Origin of the sequence: Carboxylicivirga sediminis, assembly GCF_018156225.1 — a bacterium.
GTDB lineage: Bacteria > Bacteroidota > Bacteroidia > Bacteroidales > Marinilabiliaceae > Carboxylicivirga > Carboxylicivirga sediminis.
In genome coordinates this window covers 13,549-38,185 of the sequence record NZ_JAGTAR010000016.1, presented here as the reverse complement: position 1 = coordinate 38,185, position 24,637 = coordinate 13,549, and the positions used below count along the sequence as shown (strand labels likewise).

The following is a 24,637-nucleotide window of genomic DNA, read 5'->3' as shown; positions in this document are numbered from 1 at the left end:
GGACCAAATCTTTAACGGTACAGCACAAAGCGTTCTACCTGGTAATAATTGCCTTGCTCAATGCGAATAAAATAGATACCGTTTTTCGCATTACCTGGCAAATCAATGCTTGATGCATCAGCAATTGATACAGCCCTTGCCGACTGCACTTTTTGCCCCTCAATGGTGTAAATACTGTAACTGAATTCCTGGTTTGATAAATTAAAACAGACCTTTAATACATCTCTTACCGGATTGGGGTAAATACTGTACATATCCATGACGCGCAGCCCATCATTAATTCCTACCTGGTCACCAGAATTGTATGCATTACTGGCTCCTATATTCGAAACCCGATTTGCCATATCGATGGTATTTCCATAGGCATCTACAGCAGGGATCAGCTCTACATTCTCAAAAATACCTTGTTGGGCCATAGTAAACTCAGGCTCTTCAAACGATAAGCCCTGATCAACAACTGCACTGCCGGGTTGAATATTAAAATTAGCCACATCTCCATTGGCCGAAACAGGATTTGTGAATAAGGGATCACCAATTACTTTACCAGCATCCAGGTTTGTAAAATCCGTTGCTACATTCCCGTAAAAGAGATTATTGGACACCTTCAACTTCCCACCATTTTGCATTTCTATATTTACACCACCTGAGCCAATTTGAGCCCCATTCATGGCATAAAAAATATTGTTGTAGATGTAAGTATCTTCGGCAAAAATGGAAATATCGGGCTGACATTTTACATCATCCAGATAAATAGTATTGTTGTATATATAATTTTCACGAGAGGGTATTGGCGTTATGTCTTTTCCCACCCATCCTGATAACCATATGCTATAACGGTGGTGACCATTGGCTCGGTGGCCATCATTAACACTCACATTGTATCGAAATACACTATTCTCACAGTCGCCTAAAATCTCCACAAAACCACCTTCGGTATCTTCACTGTAGTTGTATTGAAAAATGGCATTTTTACAATAGAAATCGATATGTCCGGCAGCACCGTAGGTATCACCAAATCCTCTTGCCCGGTATTGCTTATTGTATTGCACGATGATGTTGTGTGAATCCCATATCCAACAGCCTTCGCCACGTCCGTAATAACGGTCGGCTGGTGATGTGTGGTCGCCCCATCCCAAATCGATAAATTCATTATTCTCCACCAGTCCGTTGCATACTGATGCAAACACGACACCATCGCCTCCCAACTGCTCGAAGGTATTGTTACGTATCACAAAATTCCGATTACGGCCTTCTTCACTTACCGGATTATTAGGCGGATTAAGATTTCTGGCACTAATGGCGGTACTTCCAAGATTGTAGAAGTAACAATCTTCAATCAACACATCTTCGAACCTTACTTCTTTAACTGGCGTTACCGTATCATCATTTTTATCTGAATCAAAGAAAATACCTTTTGCATTGTAGTAATCCAAAGTAAACTTACCCTCCCAATCCATCATGTCGTAGCCAAAAACATCAGTGACTTTCAGGTTTCGAAACGTTAAGTTTTTACTAATACCACCCCATTTATTAGCTATTACTTTGATACCATATGCTGAGTTGGTTCCCCAGGTAATATCCCCCAGGTTTTTACGATCATTTTTAATCCATAACCCATCCATCACAATATGACTGGTATTCACCAATTTCACAGTTTCAATAAAATCACCTGTTGGAATATTACCCGATCCGGACAGAATGGGTTTCTCACCTTCGCCGTATGAACTAATAAGTATGGGATTTTCAGCAATACCCGAACGGTTAATAACCAATTGTCCTTCAAAAACATCGCCTGCCCGAAATAATATCTGATCACCTGCCTGTATAAAACCACCATTTTTATCGTTGGCACTCGCTTCGGATACCTTTGATAAAGTTTGCCAAGGTGTAGATTCCGTTAATCCATCATTATTATCATTACCATCGGCACTGATATAGTAATTGGTAGCTAACAGTCCCGGAGTAATCATCAGGACAAACAGGAAAAATAAAAAACGTGTTTGCATAGTTTACATCAATTTCTGACGATGTAAAAATAGAGGCAGACAACCAAATAAAGGGGCTTATATTGGACAATGCTTAGCGTAAATCTGCTATTTACGGATTATTGATTCCACATCCGATGCTCCTATCCCTTTCATTCCCTCACTATAAAGTTTACTTATATCACTATCGTTCATGGCTCTTGTCCAGATAGCCACATCATCGAGCAAGCCAATGTAATTGTGCATACCCATTTCTTTGATGTAATCTGTTTTATACTTGCCCCCTTGAGTAGCTATGGCCATCCAATTGGCTTGTGAAGTCAAAATCTTGACAGATGGCTTTATCATATGCACATCGTCAATACGCTTGCCATCTACAAACAACTTCAACTCCTGCAACGTAGCATCTTCGGTCATAACCACTGCCAGGTGATGCCATTGATCATCATTAACTATTTGCTTATTTGTTGTTATGTATGCATCCGGTCGAATAGCCACCTGCAAATTCCCATTATCGAGCGCCAGATTAAAAAACTGCCCTGATTTGCCCCAGAACGAACCGCTATTAAGAATCAAACGCTTGCCATCGGCACTGGTCTTAACCCAGCACGATACAGTGCGCGCATAAGATGAATGAAATGGCCCCATGGGTAAAACAAACAGTTTGCTGGACTCTGAAATGGCAATGGCATTTCCAATAATACCTTTTACTATTTTGGCATCGGTTCCAATTAGGGAGTAATCCTTATTAAATCCACCACCATTAGAATAGACATTAGGATTACTTATTTCAGACAAAAACACATTGTGCTTACTCTTTTTGGGAAAAGTACCATCAACACTACTTTTATATTGCTGCTCATTCAGCTGTTCATCAAAACTCCAATGAATCTGTAATCCTTTGGGATGAATAGGTTTCAATAAACGATCTCCTTCTATTTTACTGCCCCGACCCGACTTATCAATGGTTAAACAGCCCAAATGATCGCCATTCCAATGAAAAGTATTAATCGATAGTTTATCCGGATCCACATCCACCAAAGTCATGTTGCTTAAATTATTGCCCCGGGCCACTAACTGGATTAAATCGGATTCAGGATCTTTGGTTACCGTATTCATGTGCACTTCACCGGCCAGGTATAAATCCACCTTATATTTTCGAAGCACATTTAAAATCTTTTCACTCTCCTTTTTATCGACCAGCATACCACTACTGGCATATTTACGTACCGGATAAATAATGGGTAAATGCGATTGCACCACAATGTGTTTAATGGAGGCGATATTTTGAGCTTCTGATAATACCGACTCGAACCATTGCAGATGATTTCCATCTATATCGCCCGTAACAACGCCTTCACTTCCTAATACAATATCATCGGCATCGTAATGAAACATATCAAGCGTCACAAACAGCACATTTTTATACTGAACCGCATTGGAGGTGTGTTCATATTTTGTTCCCACAGGCCTCGGGAGTGCCTTACCGATTTTCTCTGTAAAGCGTGACTGTCCATCATCTTTTAAGGTAAATGTATTGGCAAAGCCCTGACGAAAAGTTGAGATATGTTTAACCACCTCAGTGCTTTTCTGCCATGGGTTATCGCCTAATTCATGGTCGCCCACAGCCATTAAAAAATGCTCATAACCACCATCGTGAACCATATCCCACAAGCCACTGTAACATAAGCGTGAGGCTTCTAAAATAACCTCCTTGGTGCTATAGTTGGTATAATCAGGATGAGCTCTGAATAGCTTCAGGTATTTTGGTCTGTACCAATGTCCGCCATTACAATCGCCCGGCATAATAATTAATTCACCGCCATAGCGCTTTTTCATATCTTTAAACTGTGCTGTTTGCTCAGTCAATCTTTGCTCACGCTCTGGTATATTTCTGGATAAGCCTTCGGCATTGTGATAATCGGGTATATTGATAAAACGCCAGGTATCAAATTCTTGAGCAACACTGTAACGACTAATGACAAGTATACTTATTACTATTACAAGATAATGTTTCATATTTCTGATTTTACTTCTAATAACCATCTTTACTTAATATCAGGATAACCAATCAAACCTTGGAATGAAACCTGGGTAATCGTTGTCTTTCCAAATTCCGAAATGCATTCACAATACTATTCTATCAACTTATTTTGCGCTACAGATACAGGTCTAATAAGTTGAAATAAAAAAATCGTGAGATTTTTACAAGTGTTCATATTCTGCTATATTACCAGATTTAAACTACGCTAAAAGTACATATTCATCGAAGCATTAATGGGCATAAACTAGACAATGCTTAGCGCAAATATGCCTATGGACTGAATCAAATCACTTAAGGATGAGTATATCCTTCCTATTGGCAGGTTATAATTCCGATTGAATTCATAAAACAAATACGGTGAAGGCACAAATTGCCAGTTGACAAACTCAAACTAACAGGGGGATACATAAAAGTCCCAAGGGAAGGGTATGACCTGCCTCGGGACCAGTAAAATAAGAGCTTACAGCATTCTTTATTAAACCATTCATCCTGTGAAACCAAAAGGCTGAACAAATAGGCAAAGGCGTATTTCAAGCATATCAAAGCCTAAAACTGACCAGGTAATTCTTTCAAACGCCATTCGTCAAACCAACTAATCACCGGCTTGTCGTGTTCAAATTCAATGGGCAACCAAATGTACCTCCCATCGATGGCATTTTCAGGTGTCCATCTGTCACCCATATAGATGAAGGTATCATCTTTACCCTGAACCGGCAATACATAGGTGCTTTGCGATTGGAAGGTTGTTTTTATTTCATCATCTGATCCAAGACATGGGTTACCCAGCTCAGTCCATGGGCCAAAGGGATGATCTGCCACTGCAGAGCGTGCTGCATTGGGCTTCCAGCCAGTACAACCGGAGCTGATCATGTAGTATTTGTCACCTCGCTTAAATAAGGCAGGTGCCTCATTCATTTTACCCTCTAAAGCACGAACATATTTTCCTGTAAAACTCAGGTAATCGTCTGATAGTTGAGCAATATGAAGGGTGGAATTCTCTTCTGATGCATGAATGTGATAGGCAGTGCCATCATCATCAACAAACAAGGTCATGTCGCGGGCCATCTGCCCTTTTTCCATATCTCGCCTTAACCATACCCCATCAACAACCTCTTTTTGCCACTCAACCGACCATTGTTTAATGGTATCCATATCAACTTCTTTTTGCTTTAAAGAATCTGGAAAATTAAGAGGCCAATAGCCTTTGTTTGGGTTAACACTTTTGAGGTAGGTATAAGGTCCGTTTACCTTATCACTCACGGCAACTCCTGTCATGGCCGCCTTATAACCCATTCCTTTTAGCTCATGATGAAACCACATGACAAACTGCTTTGTGTTAGCGTTGTAAATCACCTTTGGACGCTCAATAATGCAACCCTTAACAATCAGGCTTGTTGTATCCTCAACAACAGATAGCACTATTCCCTCATCCTGCCAATTATACAAATCAGTGGATGAGTAACAATGCACACCCACATGAGCCTTGTTTCCGGCTTTACCTTCTATTTTATGCTCCCCAAACCAGTAATAGGTGCCCTGATGAAACAAGATACCGCCACCATGGGCATTGATATGAACCCCATTGTTATCGGGCCATAATTCCCCTGGCATAAATGTCTTTGAAGCCTGTTGACATGCACACAAAACAAATATGCCAATAAGAAGGACATTTCGTATAAGCTTTAAATAGCTATTCATTATTCTTCATTTTATTTCTTAGTTGTGCTTCGGCATTAGCATTCCAGTATCCACATTCCAATTGAAAAAAGACTGAGGTATAAGGAATTGTCAGGTCAGTTTTGATGATTAATACATTAAATAGCTCAGCCGAAGTATCTAATTCACGTATGATATCTTGGTGCAACAGCGCATTTACATTTTTCCCTTCCAATATTTGATGCAAGTCCGTTCTATAAACATCGATGCCCTTTGCATTTTCTTCTGAAACAAAGGCCATTTCTTTATCTATATATACATTGGCATCCACATGGGGAGCATCTTTTATGAGTTTATTAATAACTTCAACAGCCTCTAACTGACTTGCATTAACTGTTATTGTTTTAATGGCCGGATTACTTTGTTCGGGATAGGCTGCATCTGCAACCACAATCCAATTACGATGACCAAATACTTCAATAGTCTCCGCCAATTGGTCTTCTAAATTTGTCAGGTTATTCTGTTTTGGACTCGAGCATGAGACAACAAGCAACAGGCTAACAATTTTTAATGCATTTTTCTTCATTTTACTCTCTTTGACCTAATTCATCTTTAACCAACTTTATTCCCCACAAATAATTACCAAATTGTTCATTAGGCAACTCAACAATTAAACTGTCACCCTCTTTTGTGAACTTCAGTTTTTCGCCACCTCCAAGTGGAGTAATTGTTTCCGGATTAAATTTTGCGGCATGCGGTAATGTCAGCTTACCCTCTTCAGGCCAGGTAACAAACCAGGCATAAAGGGACCCATTATTCTGGGTATAACGAACTGCATTCTTATCGTAATCATTAATGTTTGAACCACCTCTAAGTGAATTAAGCTGACCTTCGCCATATATAGTCCATGGCTGTGAGCCAATTATACCTTCGCCATTAATAGTCAACCATTCACCAATTTGTAGTAACAATTCTTCCTGTGGTTTATCGAGAGTTCCATCGGGACGAGGTGCAATATTGAGTAATAAATTGCCATTGCGGCTCACTAAATCAATAAAACAGCGTAACACTGCATTGATTGGATAAGCGCCTGTTTCGCCTGTATATGCCCATCTGCCATTCGCGGTAAAGTGGGCTTGCCATGGACGTGATGGAATACCCTCTTCCAAATTCTTCTCTGTATCGTAAACGGCTTCTCCTTTTAGCATAGCGTCGCGCTTCCACGATAAGACCACTTCCTTATCCCATTCTAAACTTTTATTGTAATAGCGTGCAAGCGTGCGATACATGGCATCACGGAAGTATTCTTTTTGATATTCGGCATAGGCATCACAAATACCTCCATCCACAAAAATATAGTCAGGTTGATAAGTATCCACCAGCTCGTTTATCACAGATTCCCACTTTAAAGCATCTTCGGGACGTGGCGGATCTGTATCTCCACGGCGTTTACCATACAATCCTTCATTGGCTGGATCCCAGGTATCAAACTCAGGGCGAAAGGTGTAGTATTTCCAGTGGCGACCGTAATGGGTAGATACACCCGTTTTTATACCCTTGCTGCGCATGGCTGCAGTGAGTTCACCTACCACATCGCGCTTAGGCCCCATTTTAGCGGCATTCCATTCAATCACCTTTGAGTCCCACATGGCAAAACCATCATGATGAACGGCAGGTGCGGCGAAATAGCTTGCGCCCGATTTCTTCACTAAATCGGCATAGTAATCAGCGTCAAACTTCTCCATTTTTAGCATTGGTATAAAATCCTTATAGCCAAACTCTTTTAAAGAACCATAAGTTGCTTCATGATGATCGCGGAACGTTTTTGACCATTCGTGATGCTTTATATTTGGGTTATCCTTTTCATAATACATCAATGTGGGATACCATTCGTTTTTATACGCCGGCACCGAAAAAGCACTCAGGTGCATAAATATCCCCAATTTACCATCGCTATACCATGAGGGCACATCATAGGTGGCTATTGACTCATGGCTTGGATTATAGATTTTGCTAGCTGTTGAATGGGCTTTTTGTTTACTTTTACCGGTACAGCTAACCGTTGCGAGTAAAAGAAATAAAGCGCTATAAGTTACTGTTTTGATCATTATTGTGCTTTTTGTTTTTAATCATCAAAGGACTTTCCGTCTGTAATTCCTTCCCAATCATCAGTTCTAAACGGCGAGGCCGGTAAGCCCTCTTTATTGTAAAGGTTGAATTCAGCAGGATTTCTTGACCAGGCAAAGCGAACGGCAACAGGCTGTTCAACATTATCGGACCAAACGATTATTTTATCCCCATCTAATTTGGCTTTGGCCCAATAGAATTGTTTATCAGCACCTGCCATTTGAAATTCATTAATGTAACCATGCTTGCTCTTCACACTCAGGCCAGAACCCACATGGTCAAAACTGATAATCGCTTTGTTGCCTTCAATTTGCATGGATTTATACATGGGTCCGGAATGGACTATATCTTTACCATATGCTACTTTTAGTGCTGATTTCATCAATCGATGACCAACCTCTTGTTTGTTTTTGGGATGAATATCATTTGCTTCGCCAATATCAATGGCAACTGCCATACCAGTATTATTTAACCTTAGCGTCATCATTTGAGATTCGCGCAGCTCAGCCCAGGCATCCTCCTTTGGAATAGCTGTCGCTTTTTGATAGTTAGCTAATTGTACAAACAAAAAAGGAAAATCGCCTTGTTGCCAATCCTCACGCCAATTGCTAATCAGATTCGGAAAAGTAATGGCATACTCTTTCGAACGCGGTGTATTGGATTCTCCCTGATACCAAATGACCCCTCTAATACCAAAAGGTATAAGCGGATGGATCATGGCATTGTATAATAAGCTGGGTACATCATTGGGGAAGGGCTTAAAGTCAGGAATAACGGTATCCACTTTAAACTGCCACTCGCCGCTTAACGGCATCTGTTGTTCTCCTATCTGAAAGAAGAGTTTTTCTGCCTTACTGGCGAAGCCCCCTTTGTAATACTTATCTTCAACACGCACTGATATGTTGTTTTTACCTACTTTCAATAGTTGAGCCGGCACTGTATAAACGCGCTCTACCTCGTTGGCCCAATTCATTTGCCCCACTTTTGTGCCATTCACCCAGGTAATATCTGAATCGTGAATTTTACCTAAATGTAATTGAGCAGAATCAAGCGCTTCCTTTGATAAATTAAAATCATAACTAAACCACACACGGCCATTCAGGCGCTTATAGCCAGCATTTTCCCATAATGTGGGCAAGTTCATGCTCAACCAATCAGAATGGTCTGTTTCAGGCAACATCCATTGTTCGGTCATGCCTAATTCCTTTTCAGGAAAACCACCCAAAACTTGCTTCAGATCATCCTCATACTTCTGAGCCATGGTTGACACATCGTAATTATCTATCCGTTCTCCAAAATCAAGGTATTTAGGCAAGCTGGTAATGGATGCTTTTGATGTCCATGTTTCTGCACAAGTTCCTCCCCATGAAGAGTGAATTAGTCCGATAGGAACATCAATTTCTTTTTGTAAATCCCTGCCAAAATAGTAGCCCACTGCCGAGAAGTTTTTAACCGTCTCCGGACTACACTCCTTCCACGTGGCATTGGGAATATCATCAAGAGGTACATTACTCACTTTTCGTGGCACTTCAAACAAACGCATATTTGGATAATTGGCATTTTTAATCTCCTCTTCTGCATTAATTGATTTTGACACCGGCCATTGCATATTGGATTGACCGGAACAAATCCAAACATCACCAATCAGAATATTTTTAAGGACAATTTTATTTTTGCCATTGATGGTCATGTCAAATGGACCGCCTGCTGTCATAGGTTCCAGAACGACCTTCCATTTCCCCCCTTTATTCGCTTTAGCTCTATGCTTTTGCCCGTTAAAGCTCAATACTACTTTTTCACCAGGCTCAGCACTGCCCCAAACTTTTACATTCAGGTTCCGCTGTAGTACCATGTTATCCGAAAACACATCAGCCAGCTTCACATCAGCTTTTCCAGAAAAAGTACTGAATACGATTGCTATAAGGATTGTAATTACTTTGTTCATATCATTAGATTAAAAAGGCTTCAACACAGAAGCACAAAATCACTGAGTTTAATAATTAAACTCAAGCTTTTCGTTTGTAATGATTACATTCGCTGACTTAAAATTGTGAACTTTGTATTCCTCCAACTGGAAACTCTGAAGCTCAACGCTGCCATAAAGCACTTCTAAAGTAACCCTATAATCTTTCCCCTCCTTTGTTATTTCACACATACCCCATGCCGAACCATTCGACCAGAAGTATTTACCTGGCTTATCAGTAAACCTGATTGACTTGTCAACCCCTGAATACTGAAATCCACTTTCGGCCAACAGGCTTGCCCAGGAAGCCATGGCACGCGCATAATGGTGTCCGCATTCTGCTTCATCAAAAGGGTTTCGCTTCTGTCCGTCATAGCGGTCGCGTATATTTTTAATGCATTCTAATCCCTCCTGCTCCATGCCTTCGTATAGCATTCCGATGGCAGCCGTATATTCAAAGCCGGTCATTACCTCAGCCCAATAGGGGAAAGGTACAGTTGGACGTCCACCATTGGGCCAGCTGGCCATTAGCAGGGCTTTCTCATCACCCATGGCATAGGTACGCATATTGTTGAAATGCTCAAACAGGCCATCACGTTGGTTGTATTTCAATATACTTTCCAATGCTGTCTTTACATTCTCTTCTTTCACCAAATAACCTAAACCCAATACGTGCGCCATATATTGTCCCACCAGTTGATCAACCAAACAACCTGTTTCTAACTGAAAATCCGGATTCACTATATCCTTACTTCCCATACTAGACATTAAGCCTTTGGCAATGTACTCTTTGCTGGCAGGAGTTTGAATTTTATGGAAATAATACTCGCCATTAAACAGGTGTTCATCCGTCCAGGCTGATCCGTAATTATAAAGTTTAGCGCATTTCTTTGCAAAAGCTTTGTCTTTCTGATGAAGTGCCATTTGTTCGGCAGCTTTCAATGCTCCCAAATACCAGATCTGCATCTGCGGGTTCGGACCAAAATACTCGACATCCATGGTATTGTGCTGCACACCTTCCATGACACCATCCACATCGCCATCCCAGCCATTCTCCACCCAGGCAAAGGCTAAGGCTGTTTTTACTTTAGGCCAGTATGTATTCAGGAACTCATCATCGCCAGATAATTGCCAGTCACGATAAAACTTCATAATGGTGCCCATTTGTCCGTCAGCCGCTGCCACATCAATACCAGAAGCGCCTTCTTTTAAGGGCAATTTGGTTCTGAAACCCATATGACCTTCGCTGTTCATGGCATACTTAAACTCTACCTCACGCATGCCTTTAGCCAGATCGTTAAACAGAAAAGCGGTGGCTTGCTCATAATTCCAAACATGCGTGCAGGAACCCATGCATGATCCAAAACGATCCATCACCCCTTCCCATCCGAATAGGTATCCATCAGAGGTGCGAAAAACAGTTTGAGAACGTAGCGTGCTGAGATTAAATAAGGCTGCTTCTTTCAATACTTTGGGATACGAACTCTCTTGTAAGGCATTCACAAAGGTCAATGTCTGCTCTGTTAATTCAGGTAAGCGCTCAATCTCTTTTTCTATTACATTCCAGGCATCAGTGTATTGTGTGGCATAGTAGTTTGTTAATCTCTCTGCCGACCAGGCATAACGATTGGGAAAATGCCAGCTTAGGTAGAAGGTAAAGGATTTAGTCTCACCAGCTTTTAAGGTTTTCAGTACAGCCAACGAAGCCAATGGATCGACATCTGCTGTTTTATCTTTTTCTGTTAACAGACCATCGGCACTAAAATCATCCCAGAAATTAAGTGTGCTGTTGTACCATTTATTATGGACCGAACTTGTACGGTATGTTGTTCTACCCTCATTTGCCGGTGTTGAGATGGCAAAAGTTCCCCACGCTGCATCGTCCTTTTCCACTCCTTCGGAATACATGTAAATGCCTTGAAGTTTATCAGTTGCTTTATATTCGTTCTTATTGTCTTTTGCTCCTGTAGGGATAAAATCGCCTTTCCAATCTGTTTTATGCTTGCGTCCATCTTTACCAATAAAATTGCGGATATTACCCGAAACAGCAACTTCTAGTTCTGCGTTGCTGGTGTTGGTTACCTCGTATTTTAAAATTGCCATTGGAATGCCTGAGGCATCTGCATCAGCGGGAACCAATGGATTATAACCTACGATTTTCACATCAACCGGCATGGTTTTATCCGCCAGATTGACGATACCAAAGGGATAAGTGGTTTCGAACGAAGCTTCACGGAAACGAGGAAAACCATGGTGATCAACCGAGCGTCCTTCGTAATGCTGATAATCGGCATAATGAATAGGGCCTAACAGAGCTTTTGTATTCGGCTTCTCATCTTTCTTTTTAGTATAAATGGCAAAGAACGGTGCATCATTACCGGTAGTAACGGTACTGTAGCCTTTTGCCGGTACGTTCATTACTTCCCAGTCTTGCAGTTGACCAGAACCTCCCAACGAAACGGTTCCTGTACCAATGCCACCCATTGGCAAAGCGATGCGGTATAGGTGGTCTTTATCGTATTTTTTTAAGGGGAATATCTTATTGCTTAATAATTCTGTTTGAGCTGATGCATTCACCACGCAAAGAATGGAGGTGAGTAACAGCAAAGCGTTAAATAATTTCATTGTTTGATTGTTTTATTGCAGAGATCATACATAGACGTCACACCAATATCATAAAGCTTATATAAAAGACAATGCCAGATTGCCAACTCTGTTTGTGTTTTGATAATGCTTATCAAAGTGAGCTGGCAATCTTGCATATGTTGCGCTATTTATGATTCTACGGCTGTACCAACTGATATTTCCTGTCGTACAAATCCACCTGCTCACGTCTCCATTTGTTTCCTTCCAGGTACAATACCTGTGGACGTGTAATATCCCAATCACCCAGCTTTTTTAGCATCAATTCAACTAACTCCCGGTTTTCATCGGCTACATTGTTTTGCTCAGCAATATCTTTAGACAGATCATAAAGCATTGGTAAACGATCCGGCAATCGTACCAGTTTCCAGTTTCCTTCACGAATACCGGCACTGATGGTGAAACGCCACAATATTTGCTCATGCGGACGTCCCGCCTCTTCTCCATTAACATACGGGAAGATATTAACACCATCGAGTTTGGCTTTGGCATCAATGCTACCACCGGCTAAAACAACAAAAGTGGGTGTTAAATCAAGACTTGATATAGGATGATTAAACTCAGTACCTGCCTTTAAGTGCTTAGGCCAAGTCATCGTAAATGGCACACGGATACCACCTTCTAACAAGGTACCTTTTGCACCACGTAAGGGCATGTTTAAGGAAGCATTATGGTGGCAAGGACCGCCATTGTCACTAAAAAAGACAACTACTGTATTCTTATCTATCTTTTGTTTTTTCAGCTCGTTCATTATTCGGCCCACATTGACGTCCAAACGGTGCACCATGGCACAGTATGTCCGACGTTTTTCATCTTTAATATGAGCATATAACTTCAAATCCTCCTCGGTAGCCTGCATGGGTGCATGAGGAGCATTAAACGATGCATACAAAAAGAAAGGTTCATCCTTATGACGTCTAATAAAATCAACACATTCATCACCTTTATCATCGGTAATATAAGTGATGGGTTGAGGCTCTTTATAGTTACACAGAATCTTGTATGGATAAGGTTTACCTTTGGGGTTAACAGGTACATAATTGTGACCACCGCCCAGGTAACCCCAAAACTCGTGAAAACCTCGCTTTAAGGGATGAAAATGCTCTGCTTCCCCCAAATGCCATTTACCAATCAAACCATTGACATAGCCCAATTCAGCTAAGCGATCGGCAATAGTGGTTTCGTTAACAGGTAAACCAACGAAATTTTCATCAAACTGAGGCAGGTCAACGATTGGGTTGTTATCAAAACCAAAATTCACCTGGTTACGACCTGTCATTAAACCTGCTCTTGATGGTCCGCAAACCGGTGCCGATACGTAGCCCTGCGTAAAGGTTACGCCGGCGTTGGCTAACGCATCAATATTTGGCGTTCTAATTTGGGTACTACCAGTAAAACCCACATCTCCGTATCCTAAATCATCAGCTAAGATGATGATGAAGTTGGGTTTATCAGTTTTATTTTTAGCCCTTATATTCAAGGACAGAAAAATCAGTAAAAACACACTGAAAATGATAGACAACTTATTAAGTACCATAATTATATATTTTCTTTTTTTATACCTATTCTCTTCTTTCCGTTCAACCCACGGAGGCTTTAATCTTACCTTCGCCTCAAGCCGGCTGGGCTCTTCATTTTTGCCTTGATGCAAAAACGAAGCAAAAAGATCAAGGCTCCCAAAGAAATGTCTTTGTTATTTCGTTTTAATTGTAATGCTTGCTGTTTTCAGGCCTTCGCTCTTTACTTTCAGCTGAATATCTCCTGTCTCGTTCATTGATTGAACTGTCACTACCAACTGACCATTAAAAGCTTTCATGGTTGGCTTATGAAACATTTCCAATGAGGTGGCATCGCCATTACAAACGGCTTTAAATTGACCGGCTCCTGTTACTTCAAATTCCAGTTGGTTGTTGGCATGCGGACACAGATTGCCATCTTTATCAACCACCGAGACCGTCACATAGGCAAGGTCTTGCCCATCGGCATGAATGTTCCTCCTGTCTGCACTTAATTCGATGTGATGGGCTTTGCCTGCCGTATGCACTTCTTTTTCAGCTGCAACTTTGCCCTTATCATCATAGGCCACTACTCTAATGGTACCTGGTTCGTATTTCACACCCATCCACATTAAGCGGTAACGGTGTTGCTTACTTTTATCCTTTGTTTTGCTTTGTATGCCCTGGCTAACGCCATTGACAAAGAGCTCAGCACTGTTATAATTAGTATAGACAAATACCGGTGTTGTTTCGCCTTCGCGGCCTTCCCAATTCCAATGTGGTAGGATATGTAAGGTTTCATCCTCGGTATTCCAACGACTACGGTATAAATAGTAACGGTCTTTGGGTAAGCCTGCTAAATCGCAAATGCCAAAATAGGAACTGCGCGATGGCCAGAACTGGTCGAAAGGTGTTGGTTCACCCAGGTAATCAAACCCTGTCCATACAAACTCGCCTATTACCCATGGTTTATCATCCTGCAATACAAAATCATCATCAGGCAGGTTCGACCAACCACAATACTCCAGGTCGTAAGATGAGCACTGGTAGGTATTTCCATAAAAGTGCTCTTTCTGTTCTTTTGTAGCATTGTAATTGTCTTTGATTTGCTCAACCGGGAAACGGTAATACCCTCTTGAGCTCACCGTTGAAGCCGTTTCAGAACCTAACAGCATGCCTTGTGGAAATTTCTCATAGGCTTCTTCATACAGGTGCACCCGGTAATTCAATCCGGGAATATCCATCACAGCCCCAAAGCCACTTTTCATAACTGCTTTAACCTGATCCATCCCTACAGTAACCGGTCGTGTGGGATCTTCACGATGGAATATATCCTGTAACCATTTCGCTCTTTCTACACCTTCTTTACCATGTTGGTCAGGCACTTCATTACCCGAACTCCACATAACTATACATGGGTGATTACGTGTGGCATGCACCAGGTTAACAACATCTTTCTCAGCCCATTCATCAAAAAACAGGTTGTAGCCGTTTTCCATCTTTGGCTTTTTCCATTCGTCAAAACTCTCGGCCAGAAACAAAAAGCCCATTTCATCACATAGCTCCAACTGCTCCAGCGATGGCATATTATGAGAAGAACGAATGGCGTTACAGCCCATGTCTTTCAGGATGGTCAATTGACGCTTTAAGGCTGCCTTATTAATGGCGGCACCCAATGGACCTAAATCGTGATGCAAACAAACACCTTTAAATTTGGTGACCTTATCATTCAATAAAAATCCACCTTTATCGGCATTGTATTCAATATTACGGATACCAAAACGAACAGTCTGCATATCTTTTAATACACCATTCTGATACAAACTTAACTCTGCATAATACAGATTGGGTGTGTCCACATCCCAGATAGCTGGGTTCTCCACCGTCAATATCTGTTCTATTTCACCGGCACCTGCTTCAGACTGTTGACTCGCCACGACGTTTCCAGCCGCATCTTTGATAATCGTCTCAACATGGCAATCACGGCCATTGATTTTGCTATTAATAGTAATGGTAGCACTTTCTGATGATACCTGAGGAGTCGTTATAAAATGCCCCCAATGTTTGAAGGACACTTCATCTTTTATCACTAACTGTACCTTACGAAACAAGCCTGCTCCGGGATACCAACGTGATGAATAGGGCAAATTCTCCAATCGAATGGCTAGTAGGTTATCACCTTCCTGTAGGTACTCACTAATGTCAAAATAGAAATAGTTATAGCCATTTTTCCACTCACCAACTTTTGTTCCATTAATATATACCTGCGGCTGGCTCATGGCACCGTCAAATGTTAATAGCACTTTCTTGTTGTTATTATAATCTGGGACATTGAAAACTTTACGATACCATCCTACGCCAACATGTGGCAATGCACCGGTACGACCTGTTTTTTCATTAGCAATTTTCTCATTGTTCTGCTTAATGATACCACTTTGCTTATCTACGGCCTCGTCAAAAGGTCCTTTGATGGCCCAATCGTGCGGCACTGTTACTATTTCCCAATTATCTGTGTTAAAATTGAGTTGTTCTGCTCCCTTGACATCTTCATTAATAAATTGCCAATTACTATCTAATACTTCTACTCTGCGACTACCTTGTTGAACAGTACAATTGACAGCTAACAGTCCCAAAAAAATTAGATGAATTATAATATGCTTCATAAGTTTCATTTTCCTGATAGACTATTGATGGCCTTGTTTATACCTGTCTGATGGTTAATAATCCTGGATAACTCCGCCCTCAGGAAAAGCTTCATTATCACTGCGGTTTTTAAAAGCCTGTTCCATCAATTCAACAATTTCAGGATGTTCAGCTGCAATATTATTTTGCTCCTTAATATCAATATCCAGATTATACAATTCTATGTTTGAATCTATACCATAGCGTACACCCTTCCAGTTGCCAATACGAGCCGACTGGCGGAATCCCCCTTTAGGCATCGTGCGAAACCAGCCGTCCAACTGAAATTCCCAGTTTAAGAATTCATGCTCTGCTTGCTCCTCGCCAGTTAAGGCAGGTAGAATGGAAACACCATTGGATGCTTCCGGTGCTTTAGTGCCAGCCACTTGGGCAAATGTTAGCATCAGATCCTGGGCACTTGCGATATGATGTGACAGGCTGGCTGCTTCTATGTGGTCTTTCCAATAAGCAATCATTGGTACACAAATACCGCCTTCGTACATATCACGTTTTATGCCTTTTAGTTTCCCGTTGCTCTTAAAAAAATTTGGACTGTGACCATGACCTTCGTTGTGTGCACCATTATCACTTGTGAAAATAATCAAGGTATTATCCAACTCACCCATCTCTTCCAGCTTGGTCAACATACGTCCAACCTGCTTGTCCAGCAAGGTTATTTTCGACGCGTGTAAACGCTCTGCTTCAGGCCAGTCTGTATCTTGATAAAGTGTATTGTTGCCAATAGTGTATTCATGTCCATGCGGTGCCCGGTACGACATAAATAAGAAGAATGGTTCTTGGTTATTTAGGGTGTCCAACCAATTAAAAGCTAAGTTTGTTCTGAAGTCATCCAGGCATTCCCACTCCTTTACATCATAGAATATAGAATCCTGTATGCCGTTTATCCAATGCATCCGCTCATCAAATTCACGACCTCCAAAACGTGAGCTCCACTGCTCCTGCACCGCATAATCAAAACCACGATTATAGGCCCAGGTTGACAGGTCATTCGGGTCGCCCAAATGCCATTTACCAACGAAACCCGTTTGATAACCTGCTTGTTTGAGCATTTCGGCCATGGTAATATCTTCTTTTTTAAGCGCTACACGCATCCATTGGTCATCACCATAATATCCGCTATTACCACGTATGGTATTGTAGGATGAGGACTTACCCGTCATCAATACAGCACGTGATGGCGAACAGACTGCGTTACCCGCGTAAAAATCGGTAAAACGCATGCCTTGCTGGGCTAAACTATCTAATACAGGAGTTTTAATTTTGTCTTGTCCGTAGCAACCCAATTCGCCATAGCCCATATCATCAGCCAGAAGTAAGAGGATATTAGGACGTTTTTGGGTCGATTCAGTCTTTTCCTTTGTGCTGCACGAAAGCAAAGCAAAGGCCATTATTAATGGATATATAAACTGTAGTTTCTTCATTGTTGTGAGGTTTTTTTTATCTGAAGCACGTTTAACGTGTTACTTCGTTGTTTTGAATGCGTTCTATTTCTTTCTGCAGCTTCTTAACCAGCTTTTTATTCTTAGCAGCTATGTTCACTTTCTCTCCTATATCTTTTGATAAATCAAATAACTGAGGCTCGATGGAAGTGCCGGACTCTATATTTTTCTCAACCTTGATCCAACTTGGATTTTTCTTTGTCGGATGGATGTATTTATAATTGCCATGACGCAAAGAAAGCGTGACGGATTCTTCTAACAGGAATTCACGACCTTTCTTTGATTCACCTGCAAAAGTTGACCACATGGCCTCGCTATCCGGTGCTTCTGTCTCGTTCAATTGATGGCCAATTAACTCGGCAAAAGAGGCATATAAATCAGTGTGAGTTACTAGCGCATCACTTTCTTTTGCTTCCAATGTACCAGGCCAATACACAATGGTTGGTACCCGTGTGCCGGCTTCGTAGGCACTGTATTTATTACCACGAAAAGGACCTGCGGGTTTATGTTTTCCCAAGAGCTCAACAGCTTCATCTGAATAACCATCATCTAAGACCGGACCGTTATCACTGGAAAAAACAATAATGGTATTTTCACTTAAACCTCTTTTTTCTAGATGATTAATTAATTCACCGGTTATGTAATCCATCTGAACAATGGCATCGCCACGCACCCCCATGTTGGTAGCGCCAATAAACGGGGCATCCGGCAAGCGTGGCACATGTATATCATGAAAGGCGAAATACAGGAAGAATGGCTCCTCCTGGCTTTCGTCGATAAACAAACGTGCTTTATTCAACATCTGGTAGGGTACTGTTTCATCTCTAAAGCGTGCCGAATTACCTCCAGACATATAACCGATACGACTAACGCCATTAACAATAGTTTTACCATGAAAGGTATCAGAAGGATAACGTAGTAATTCCGGATTTTCTATTCCCGTTGGGTCATTACCCACTTTCTTCTTGTAATTAATTTTAATAGGATCTTCCGGATCAAGGCCCACCACGTGATGATTCTCCAGCATAACAGACGGCACACGGTCACCGGTTGATGGTATCAGGTAACTGTAATCAAAGCCAATTTCAAGCGGGCCCGGAGCCACCTTGCCATTCCAGTCGACATCTCCATTTCCTAAACCCAGGTGCCATTTACCAATAACGGCTGTGCGATATCCATTCTGTTTTAACATACCTGGCAGAGTTGGCCTGTCGGCACTAATCAATAAGGGGGCATCACCGGGTAATACAGCCGCATCCTTACGGAATGCATAACGTCCGGTTAGCAATGAATAACGAGATGGTGTGCAGGTAGCGGCCGAGCAGTGTCCATCGGTAAACTTAACACCGCCATTGGCTAATTTATCAACATTTGGGGTTTGTACTTCAGTAGCACCATAGCAACTTAAGTCGCCATAACCTAAATCATCCACGTAAATGATAACGATATTGGGTCTAGTATTCTGAGCACTAACAAGACTAATAAGCAGCAGGCTCAATATGATTAAAGATAGTTTCTTCATATCCGTTTCTAAAATTTGACATTTTATCAATTTTAAAATTAGCTATAAAGCATGTTAAATATGTCCGCAGATTAATCAATGGCTATCTGATATATACCATTGGTGGTTTTGTGTTAATTTTTGGGTTGATTTGTGCACCTTTTTCGATAAGCCTTATGGCCTTTTTATTGATTTACAATACAATAATTCGTTTTGACTGTTGCTTACCTAATGTGACAACCTGCAAAGTAAACATTCCACTTCTATGATTAGTACGCTTGATCTCAACTCGTTTACACGACAGCATTTTGTTTATTTCTTTGATTCAGCTATTGAACCATTTAATATTAGCCTTAATCAGACAAAATAGCTTGGTAATCACACTTATTTTATCTGATTATATTATTAATTATCTATTAGAATGTTCTTCATCTCATCATCATCCTTAAAAAAAGCTTCAATCATCTTTTCTTTCCACTCTGTATCATAATCATTAAGGTAATCCTTAGCCCAAACCGGCACTTGTTCTTCTCGAGTTAGACCTAACATTTTCGAATCAAATTCATTATTGATACCACAAGTTTGTTTACTCTTACCGTAGAACATTTTATACGGCTCTGAAAACTCTAGTGAATTATTAGCAACTAAGGTTTTATTGGCCCAAGGACCGCCCCAGTTGTCCATCTGAATAAAAGTACGGTCAATATCAACATTAGCTTTCTCAGGAAAAATAAACAGGTTATGGTGAATGAAGTTATTTTCTACAGGCCCGGAAATGTGCATGCATGGTGAAAACCAACCTCGTCGTTCGGTTGGATAAGGACGAATACCATCGTTGACACTCACATTGTAGCGTACAATGGTGTTTTTTGTCCCAATATTGGATGGTGTATTAATGGTGTTGCCTTTGTTGCAAATCAACAAAAAACCACCATAGTTATCATGACTATAGTTGTACTGAATAGTGGTATTTAAACAATTCCAGTCGGAGTCAAAACCCTGTCCATCCCACTTAGCCTTATGGCCTGAAACCTCATTAAACTGTATTAGGGTATTATCAGCACTCCAGGGCCAGATGCCTGCAGCTGCTTCTGCATGTGATAGTATATCCGGGCAATCGCGCATTACATTGTATTCAATTAAAGCACCATCAGTTCCGATAGGTACAATACCATCTCCAGGAATACCTTCCAACAGGTTATTACGGATAATCACATTTGTTGACGGGTGCCAGTTATCACGTTTAGTATAACCACGTGCATTGATGCCATTGCGTGTACAGTCTTTTAAATGGCAATTTTGAATTATGAGGCTATCGAAGGTTGTTATGGATTTATCACCATGGTTTCGCCAAAGAATGGCTGAGCCGCCTCCTTTGCTTTTTACCAAACTGCCATTTACATCGTGGATAAACAGATTATCAAGGATAATGTGTTTGGTCTTACCGCAATTCTCGGCTTCGATAACAACACCACGCCTTCCATTTTGCTGTTCTGCACCCGTATTGGTAATTTCTAAATCTCGTAATTCAATATAGGCCATGTTATAAAAATGAACAGCTGCAATATAACGACCTTCACCATTTATAACAGGTCTGGCTTCTCCGCCATATTTTGAAATGATAATTGGATTCCCGGATACACCTCCTCCTTTTGGTTTTAGTTGTCCGGCATAGGATGTTCCACTCTTAAATAAAACATGAGTTCCTTCTTTTAAAGATAGAGTATTAACCTTTTCTAATGTAGCAAAAGCCTGATCTGGAGAAGTTCCTGAGTTATTGTCATTACCTGTGTTTGCATCAACATAATAAGTAATGAAAGCCTTTTCTGCTTGTTTGATATTATCTTTTGTACAACAACCAAGACAAAGAATGGCAATCACTAATAATGATATATAATATGAAATCTTCATAATCTTAATAGTCAAAATGTTTAAGAAAAGAATGGCAGGCCTCAGTGAGACCTGCCATTCAATTACATCCTATTTATAATTGAATAAATCCATTACTTAATCAATTCAATTTTCAGATCATCCAGATAAATAGGAGGATTCTGCAAATTAGGAGCCTTATTCTTACCCACCCAGTATGTTATAGAAATTAAAGGTGTTTCCTGACCTGCCTGAATGGTTGTTGGTGTCCATGCCAAAGCTGTAGCATCCGGATCAAGGTCGTTTTGCACTAAATCGCCTGTTGCAGGGAACTCATAGGATACTTCAGTCCATTCCGGTTTAGCATCCATCTGGATACCATATAAATTACCATTTTTAGTGTTCACAGCCGTTGGCAACAGATAATTATCAACACCATCTCCTTTACTTGGATTACCACTTCCATCGCCATCAACTGCAATGTGCATTGAAGTAGGTATTGTACACTTTAACTTATAACTGATACGGTAGCGCTCTCCCTCCAATAAGCTAAAATTGCTAAATATTAACTGAATAGAACCAGCTGCACTGGTGTTAGCGTTTACATCATTGTATATTACTTTAGCACTTTTTGCACCACTAACTGATGTTTCATCCGTTACAGTAAATGTACCAGGACCTCCTAATGGATCATACTGAATCATGTGTTGGAATAGATCCATTGAACTCAAGTTAAAACCAACATCATAACCATCAAAGTTTTCATTTATTGGGAACCTGAAGGCAATCAACGGATCACAATAACCCGTAGTTGTTACCTCTGTTGACTCTCCACAAACGCTAACCGCTATTAAGGTATACTCAGCCGCTTCAGTTGGTGCATTATCTGAATCAGAAAAAGTTGTACCAATCACTGCATCGCTTAATACCACATCACCACGTTTAACAATGTAATGCTGAGCAAAATCAACAGCATCCCATGATAAATCAACTTTCGATTCATACGCTCCGTCGGTAGCTTCAAAGTTGGTTGGTGCAGCAGGTGTTGCTGCCATACGACCAACTGTCATTGCCGATGTTTCAGAATCACCATTGGCATTTACAGAATAGACGGTGTACTCGGTATCAACAGTCATAGCTTCTGTATCAACATAAAATGTATCCGTTAATCCTGCAGCTAATACTTCACCATTTTTGTAAACATCATAAGCTGTTGTACGAACTGTTGGCATCCAGTTGATTTCAACTTTGTCACAAAAGTCATCGTACGAAGCCACAATTGCAGCTGGTGCTATTGGACCATCTGTTCGTGGTCCAGGTGTTAGCGTAGCATCTGTTTCAAAATCCCCAATTGTATACTGTTCTTCACAACCTGCAAAAACCATTGTGGCAGTCAGCAGGGTAAGAAATATATTTTTGCGTATCATATTCAAAAATTTTAAATGTTCATATCCTACCAACCCGGGTTTTGTCCAAGGTTTGTATTAATTGTCGTTTCATTGTAAGGAATCGGGTATAGATACATCTTCTCATCCCAAAGACGATCGTCAACCAGCTTTTTGCTATAGCTCAATGCACCACCATTGTTGGTAATATCAATGCCATAAATATCTTCCGTCACATTATCTGGATTACTGCTATCAAATAATCGCCAACGACGTACATCCCAGAATCGGTGATCTTCGAATGCCAGCTCCACCTGACGCTCGCGAATAATAGCTGCACGTAATTCAGCTTGTGATAGTCCGGAAACTGCAGGTAAAGCTACTGCTGCTCGTGTACGTACCATGTTTAAAGCCGTTGTTGCATCCATGGCAAAACCAGCAGGTGCACCTGTTGGGCCATAAGCTTCATTTAAAGCTTCTGCCAGGTTTAAATACACCTCCGACAGGCGGAAAATCACCCATGCATGTTCTTTAGTATTTGTATTACTCCCGGCAATTGTAATATCCTCGCGTACATATTTTTTCAGATAATAACCTGTAGGGGTGGCATCTGCTAATGGTAAACCGTTTGCACCATCCTTAAATGTTTCAACTGTGGTGGATTTCCATGTACTACCGTTCACAATAATTGTTTGTTTTAAACGTGGATCTCGGTTTTCATAAGGATTAGCCGGATCAAATACCGAACTACCCGGTGCCGACCAAACGCCATTGTTTAATATCACATCATAACCATCTGTTGTTTGATAAGCATCAACCAGATTCTGACTTGGACAGGTAGCATTACCATTGGCACCTTCAAAACCCATTGGAAAATTAGCTTTCTCAAAGGCATTAGAATTTTCCTCTCTTCTTTCAAAAATCAGTTCAGCACTGGTACGGTTATTAAATGAACCCTTTGCCATATCACTGCTATTGTAATATTGCGCATCAAAGCCATATGCAAAATCCGGGTTAATCAAAAACGCATTGGCAGCTGTTGCTGCCGCTTCCCACTTTGTCACATCGCCAGAGGTATTATGCAGAGGACTCGCCGCATATAATAAAGCCCTTGCTTTAAGGGCATATACAGCACCCCTTGTAACACGACCAGTTTCTACAAATACCTGGTTGCTCCAGGTAACGGGCAGTTCTTCACTAATAGCATCACATTCCGAAACAATGTAATCAATTACATCCTCAAAGCTTGAACGCTGAATGTTATTGATTGCGTCCACATCGTTTACGACACCTTCAGGCATTGGAATATCACCATAACGCTTAGCCAATTCGAAGTAAAAGAAAGCTCTTAGGAAACGAGCCTCGTATTGAAACTTGTCATAACGCTCCTGCTCTTCTTCATAATCTTCATTGTACTTGTAATCGTCGAAGGTACGTCCATCAATCTGGTCCAAAAATAAGTTAACTGAACGAATACCGGTATAGTATTTAGACCAGTTGTTGTCCAAAGCGTTAAACGCAGACCACTGACCGTTGGTGAATTTCTGTACATCATGATTCTGCTTAACATACTCAGCTTCGTCAGTCGCAGCCGATCGCATAGCCTGATTGGCCTCATCCTTTTTAATGCCGTCATAATCATAATCGGATGGCAAGGTGCTATAAATATCTGCAAGAAATTGTCGGGTACGGTTATAGGTACTAAAGATGGTTTCCGGATCATCGTAAAACGAGTGTTCTGTGTAGTCCAGGAAATCATCACACCCAGTGAAGAGTGTTACCAGAAAAATTGATAATATAATATTTCTAATCATGTCTACCTTTTT

General features: G+C 41.0%; 14 protein-coding genes. All 14 read right to left on the bottom strand.

Annotated features, from left to right (window positions below; all coding sequences use genetic code 11):
- Window positions 1–11: 11 nt before the first annotated feature.
- The 14 genes from KDU71_RS11380 to KDU71_RS11315 all read right to left on the bottom strand — a co-directional run bounded on the left by KDU71_RS11380 (window position 12) and on the right by KDU71_RS11315 (window position 24,625).
- Window positions 12–2,006, bottom strand: a complete 1,995-nt coding sequence (locus KDU71_RS11380) for a T9SS type A sorting domain-containing protein (protein WP_212190948.1) — start codon at window positions 2,004–2,006, stop codon at window positions 12–14.
- A gap of 87 nt (window positions 2,007–2,093) precedes the next feature.
- Complete coding sequence (locus tag KDU71_RS11375) at window positions 2,094–4,004, bottom strand: LamG-like jellyroll fold domain-containing protein (protein WP_212190939.1); 1,911 nt, start codon at window positions 4,002–4,004, stop codon at window positions 2,094–2,096.
- 571 nt (window positions 4,005–4,575) lie between these two features.
- The gene (locus KDU71_RS11370; RefSeq protein WP_212190937.1) at window positions 4,576–5,727 is read right to left on the bottom strand and encodes a glycoside hydrolase family 43 protein; all 1,152 of its coding nucleotides are present in this window, start codon (window positions 5,725–5,727) and stop codon (window positions 4,576–4,578) included.
- Window positions 5,720–6,271: an RbsD/FucU domain-containing protein gene (locus KDU71_RS11365; protein ID WP_212190935.1), complete on the bottom strand. Its 552-nt coding sequence runs from the start codon at window positions 6,269–6,271 to the stop codon at window positions 5,720–5,722. The genes KDU71_RS11370 and KDU71_RS11365 overlap by 8 nt, the downstream gene beginning before the upstream one ends.
- Before the next feature lies 1 nt (window position 6,272).
- Complete coding sequence (locus tag KDU71_RS11360; RefSeq protein WP_212190934.1) at window positions 6,273–7,793, bottom strand: alpha-L-fucosidase; 1,521 nt, start codon at window positions 7,791–7,793, stop codon at window positions 6,273–6,275.
- Between the two features lie 17 nt (window positions 7,794–7,810).
- Window positions 7,811–9,757: a sialate O-acetylesterase gene (locus KDU71_RS11355; RefSeq protein ID WP_212190932.1), complete on the bottom strand. Its 1,947-nt coding sequence runs from the start codon at window positions 9,755–9,757 to the stop codon at window positions 7,811–7,813.
- Window positions 9,758–9,805: 48 nt separating this feature from the next.
- Window positions 9,806–12,400, bottom strand: a complete 2,595-nt coding sequence (locus KDU71_RS11350) for a GH116 family glycosyl-hydrolase (protein WP_212190931.1) — start codon at window positions 12,398–12,400, stop codon at window positions 9,806–9,808.
- Window positions 12,401–12,557: 157 nt separating this feature from the next.
- A complete protein-coding gene (locus tag KDU71_RS11345; RefSeq protein WP_212190929.1) occupies window positions 12,558–13,955 on the bottom strand; it encodes a sulfatase in 1,398 nt (465 codons plus the stop codon).
- A gap of 156 nt (window positions 13,956–14,111) precedes the next feature.
- Window positions 14,112–16,577 (bottom strand): glycoside hydrolase family 2 TIM barrel-domain containing protein, encoded by a 2,466-nt coding sequence (locus KDU71_RS11340; RefSeq protein WP_212190927.1) that lies wholly within the window; start codon window positions 16,575–16,577, stop codon window positions 14,112–14,114.
- Between the two features lie 54 nt (window positions 16,578–16,631).
- Complete coding sequence (locus KDU71_RS11335) at window positions 16,632–18,038, bottom strand: sulfatase-like hydrolase/transferase (protein WP_212190925.1); 1,407 nt, start codon at window positions 18,036–18,038, stop codon at window positions 16,632–16,634.
- A gap of 31 nt (window positions 18,039–18,069) precedes the next feature.
- Complete coding sequence (locus KDU71_RS11330) at window positions 18,070–19,578, bottom strand: sulfatase family protein (protein WP_212190923.1); 1,509 nt, start codon at window positions 19,576–19,578, stop codon at window positions 18,070–18,072.
- A gap of 384 nt (window positions 19,579–19,962) precedes the next feature.
- Entirely contained in the window at window positions 19,963–21,468 is a 1,506-nt protein-coding gene (locus KDU71_RS11325; protein ID WP_212190921.1) for a right-handed parallel beta-helix repeat-containing protein, read from the bottom strand.
- 92 nt (window positions 21,469–21,560) lie between these two features.
- Window positions 21,561–22,853 (bottom strand): fibronectin type III domain-containing protein, encoded by a 1,293-nt coding sequence (locus KDU71_RS11320; protein ID WP_212190920.1) that lies wholly within the window; start codon window positions 22,851–22,853, stop codon window positions 21,561–21,563.
- Between the two features lie 26 nt (window positions 22,854–22,879).
- The gene (locus tag KDU71_RS11315; protein WP_212190918.1) at window positions 22,880–24,625 is read right to left on the bottom strand and encodes a RagB/SusD family nutrient uptake outer membrane protein; all 1,746 of its coding nucleotides are present in this window, start codon (window positions 24,623–24,625) and stop codon (window positions 22,880–22,882) included.
- Window positions 24,626–24,637 lie beyond the last annotated feature (12 nt).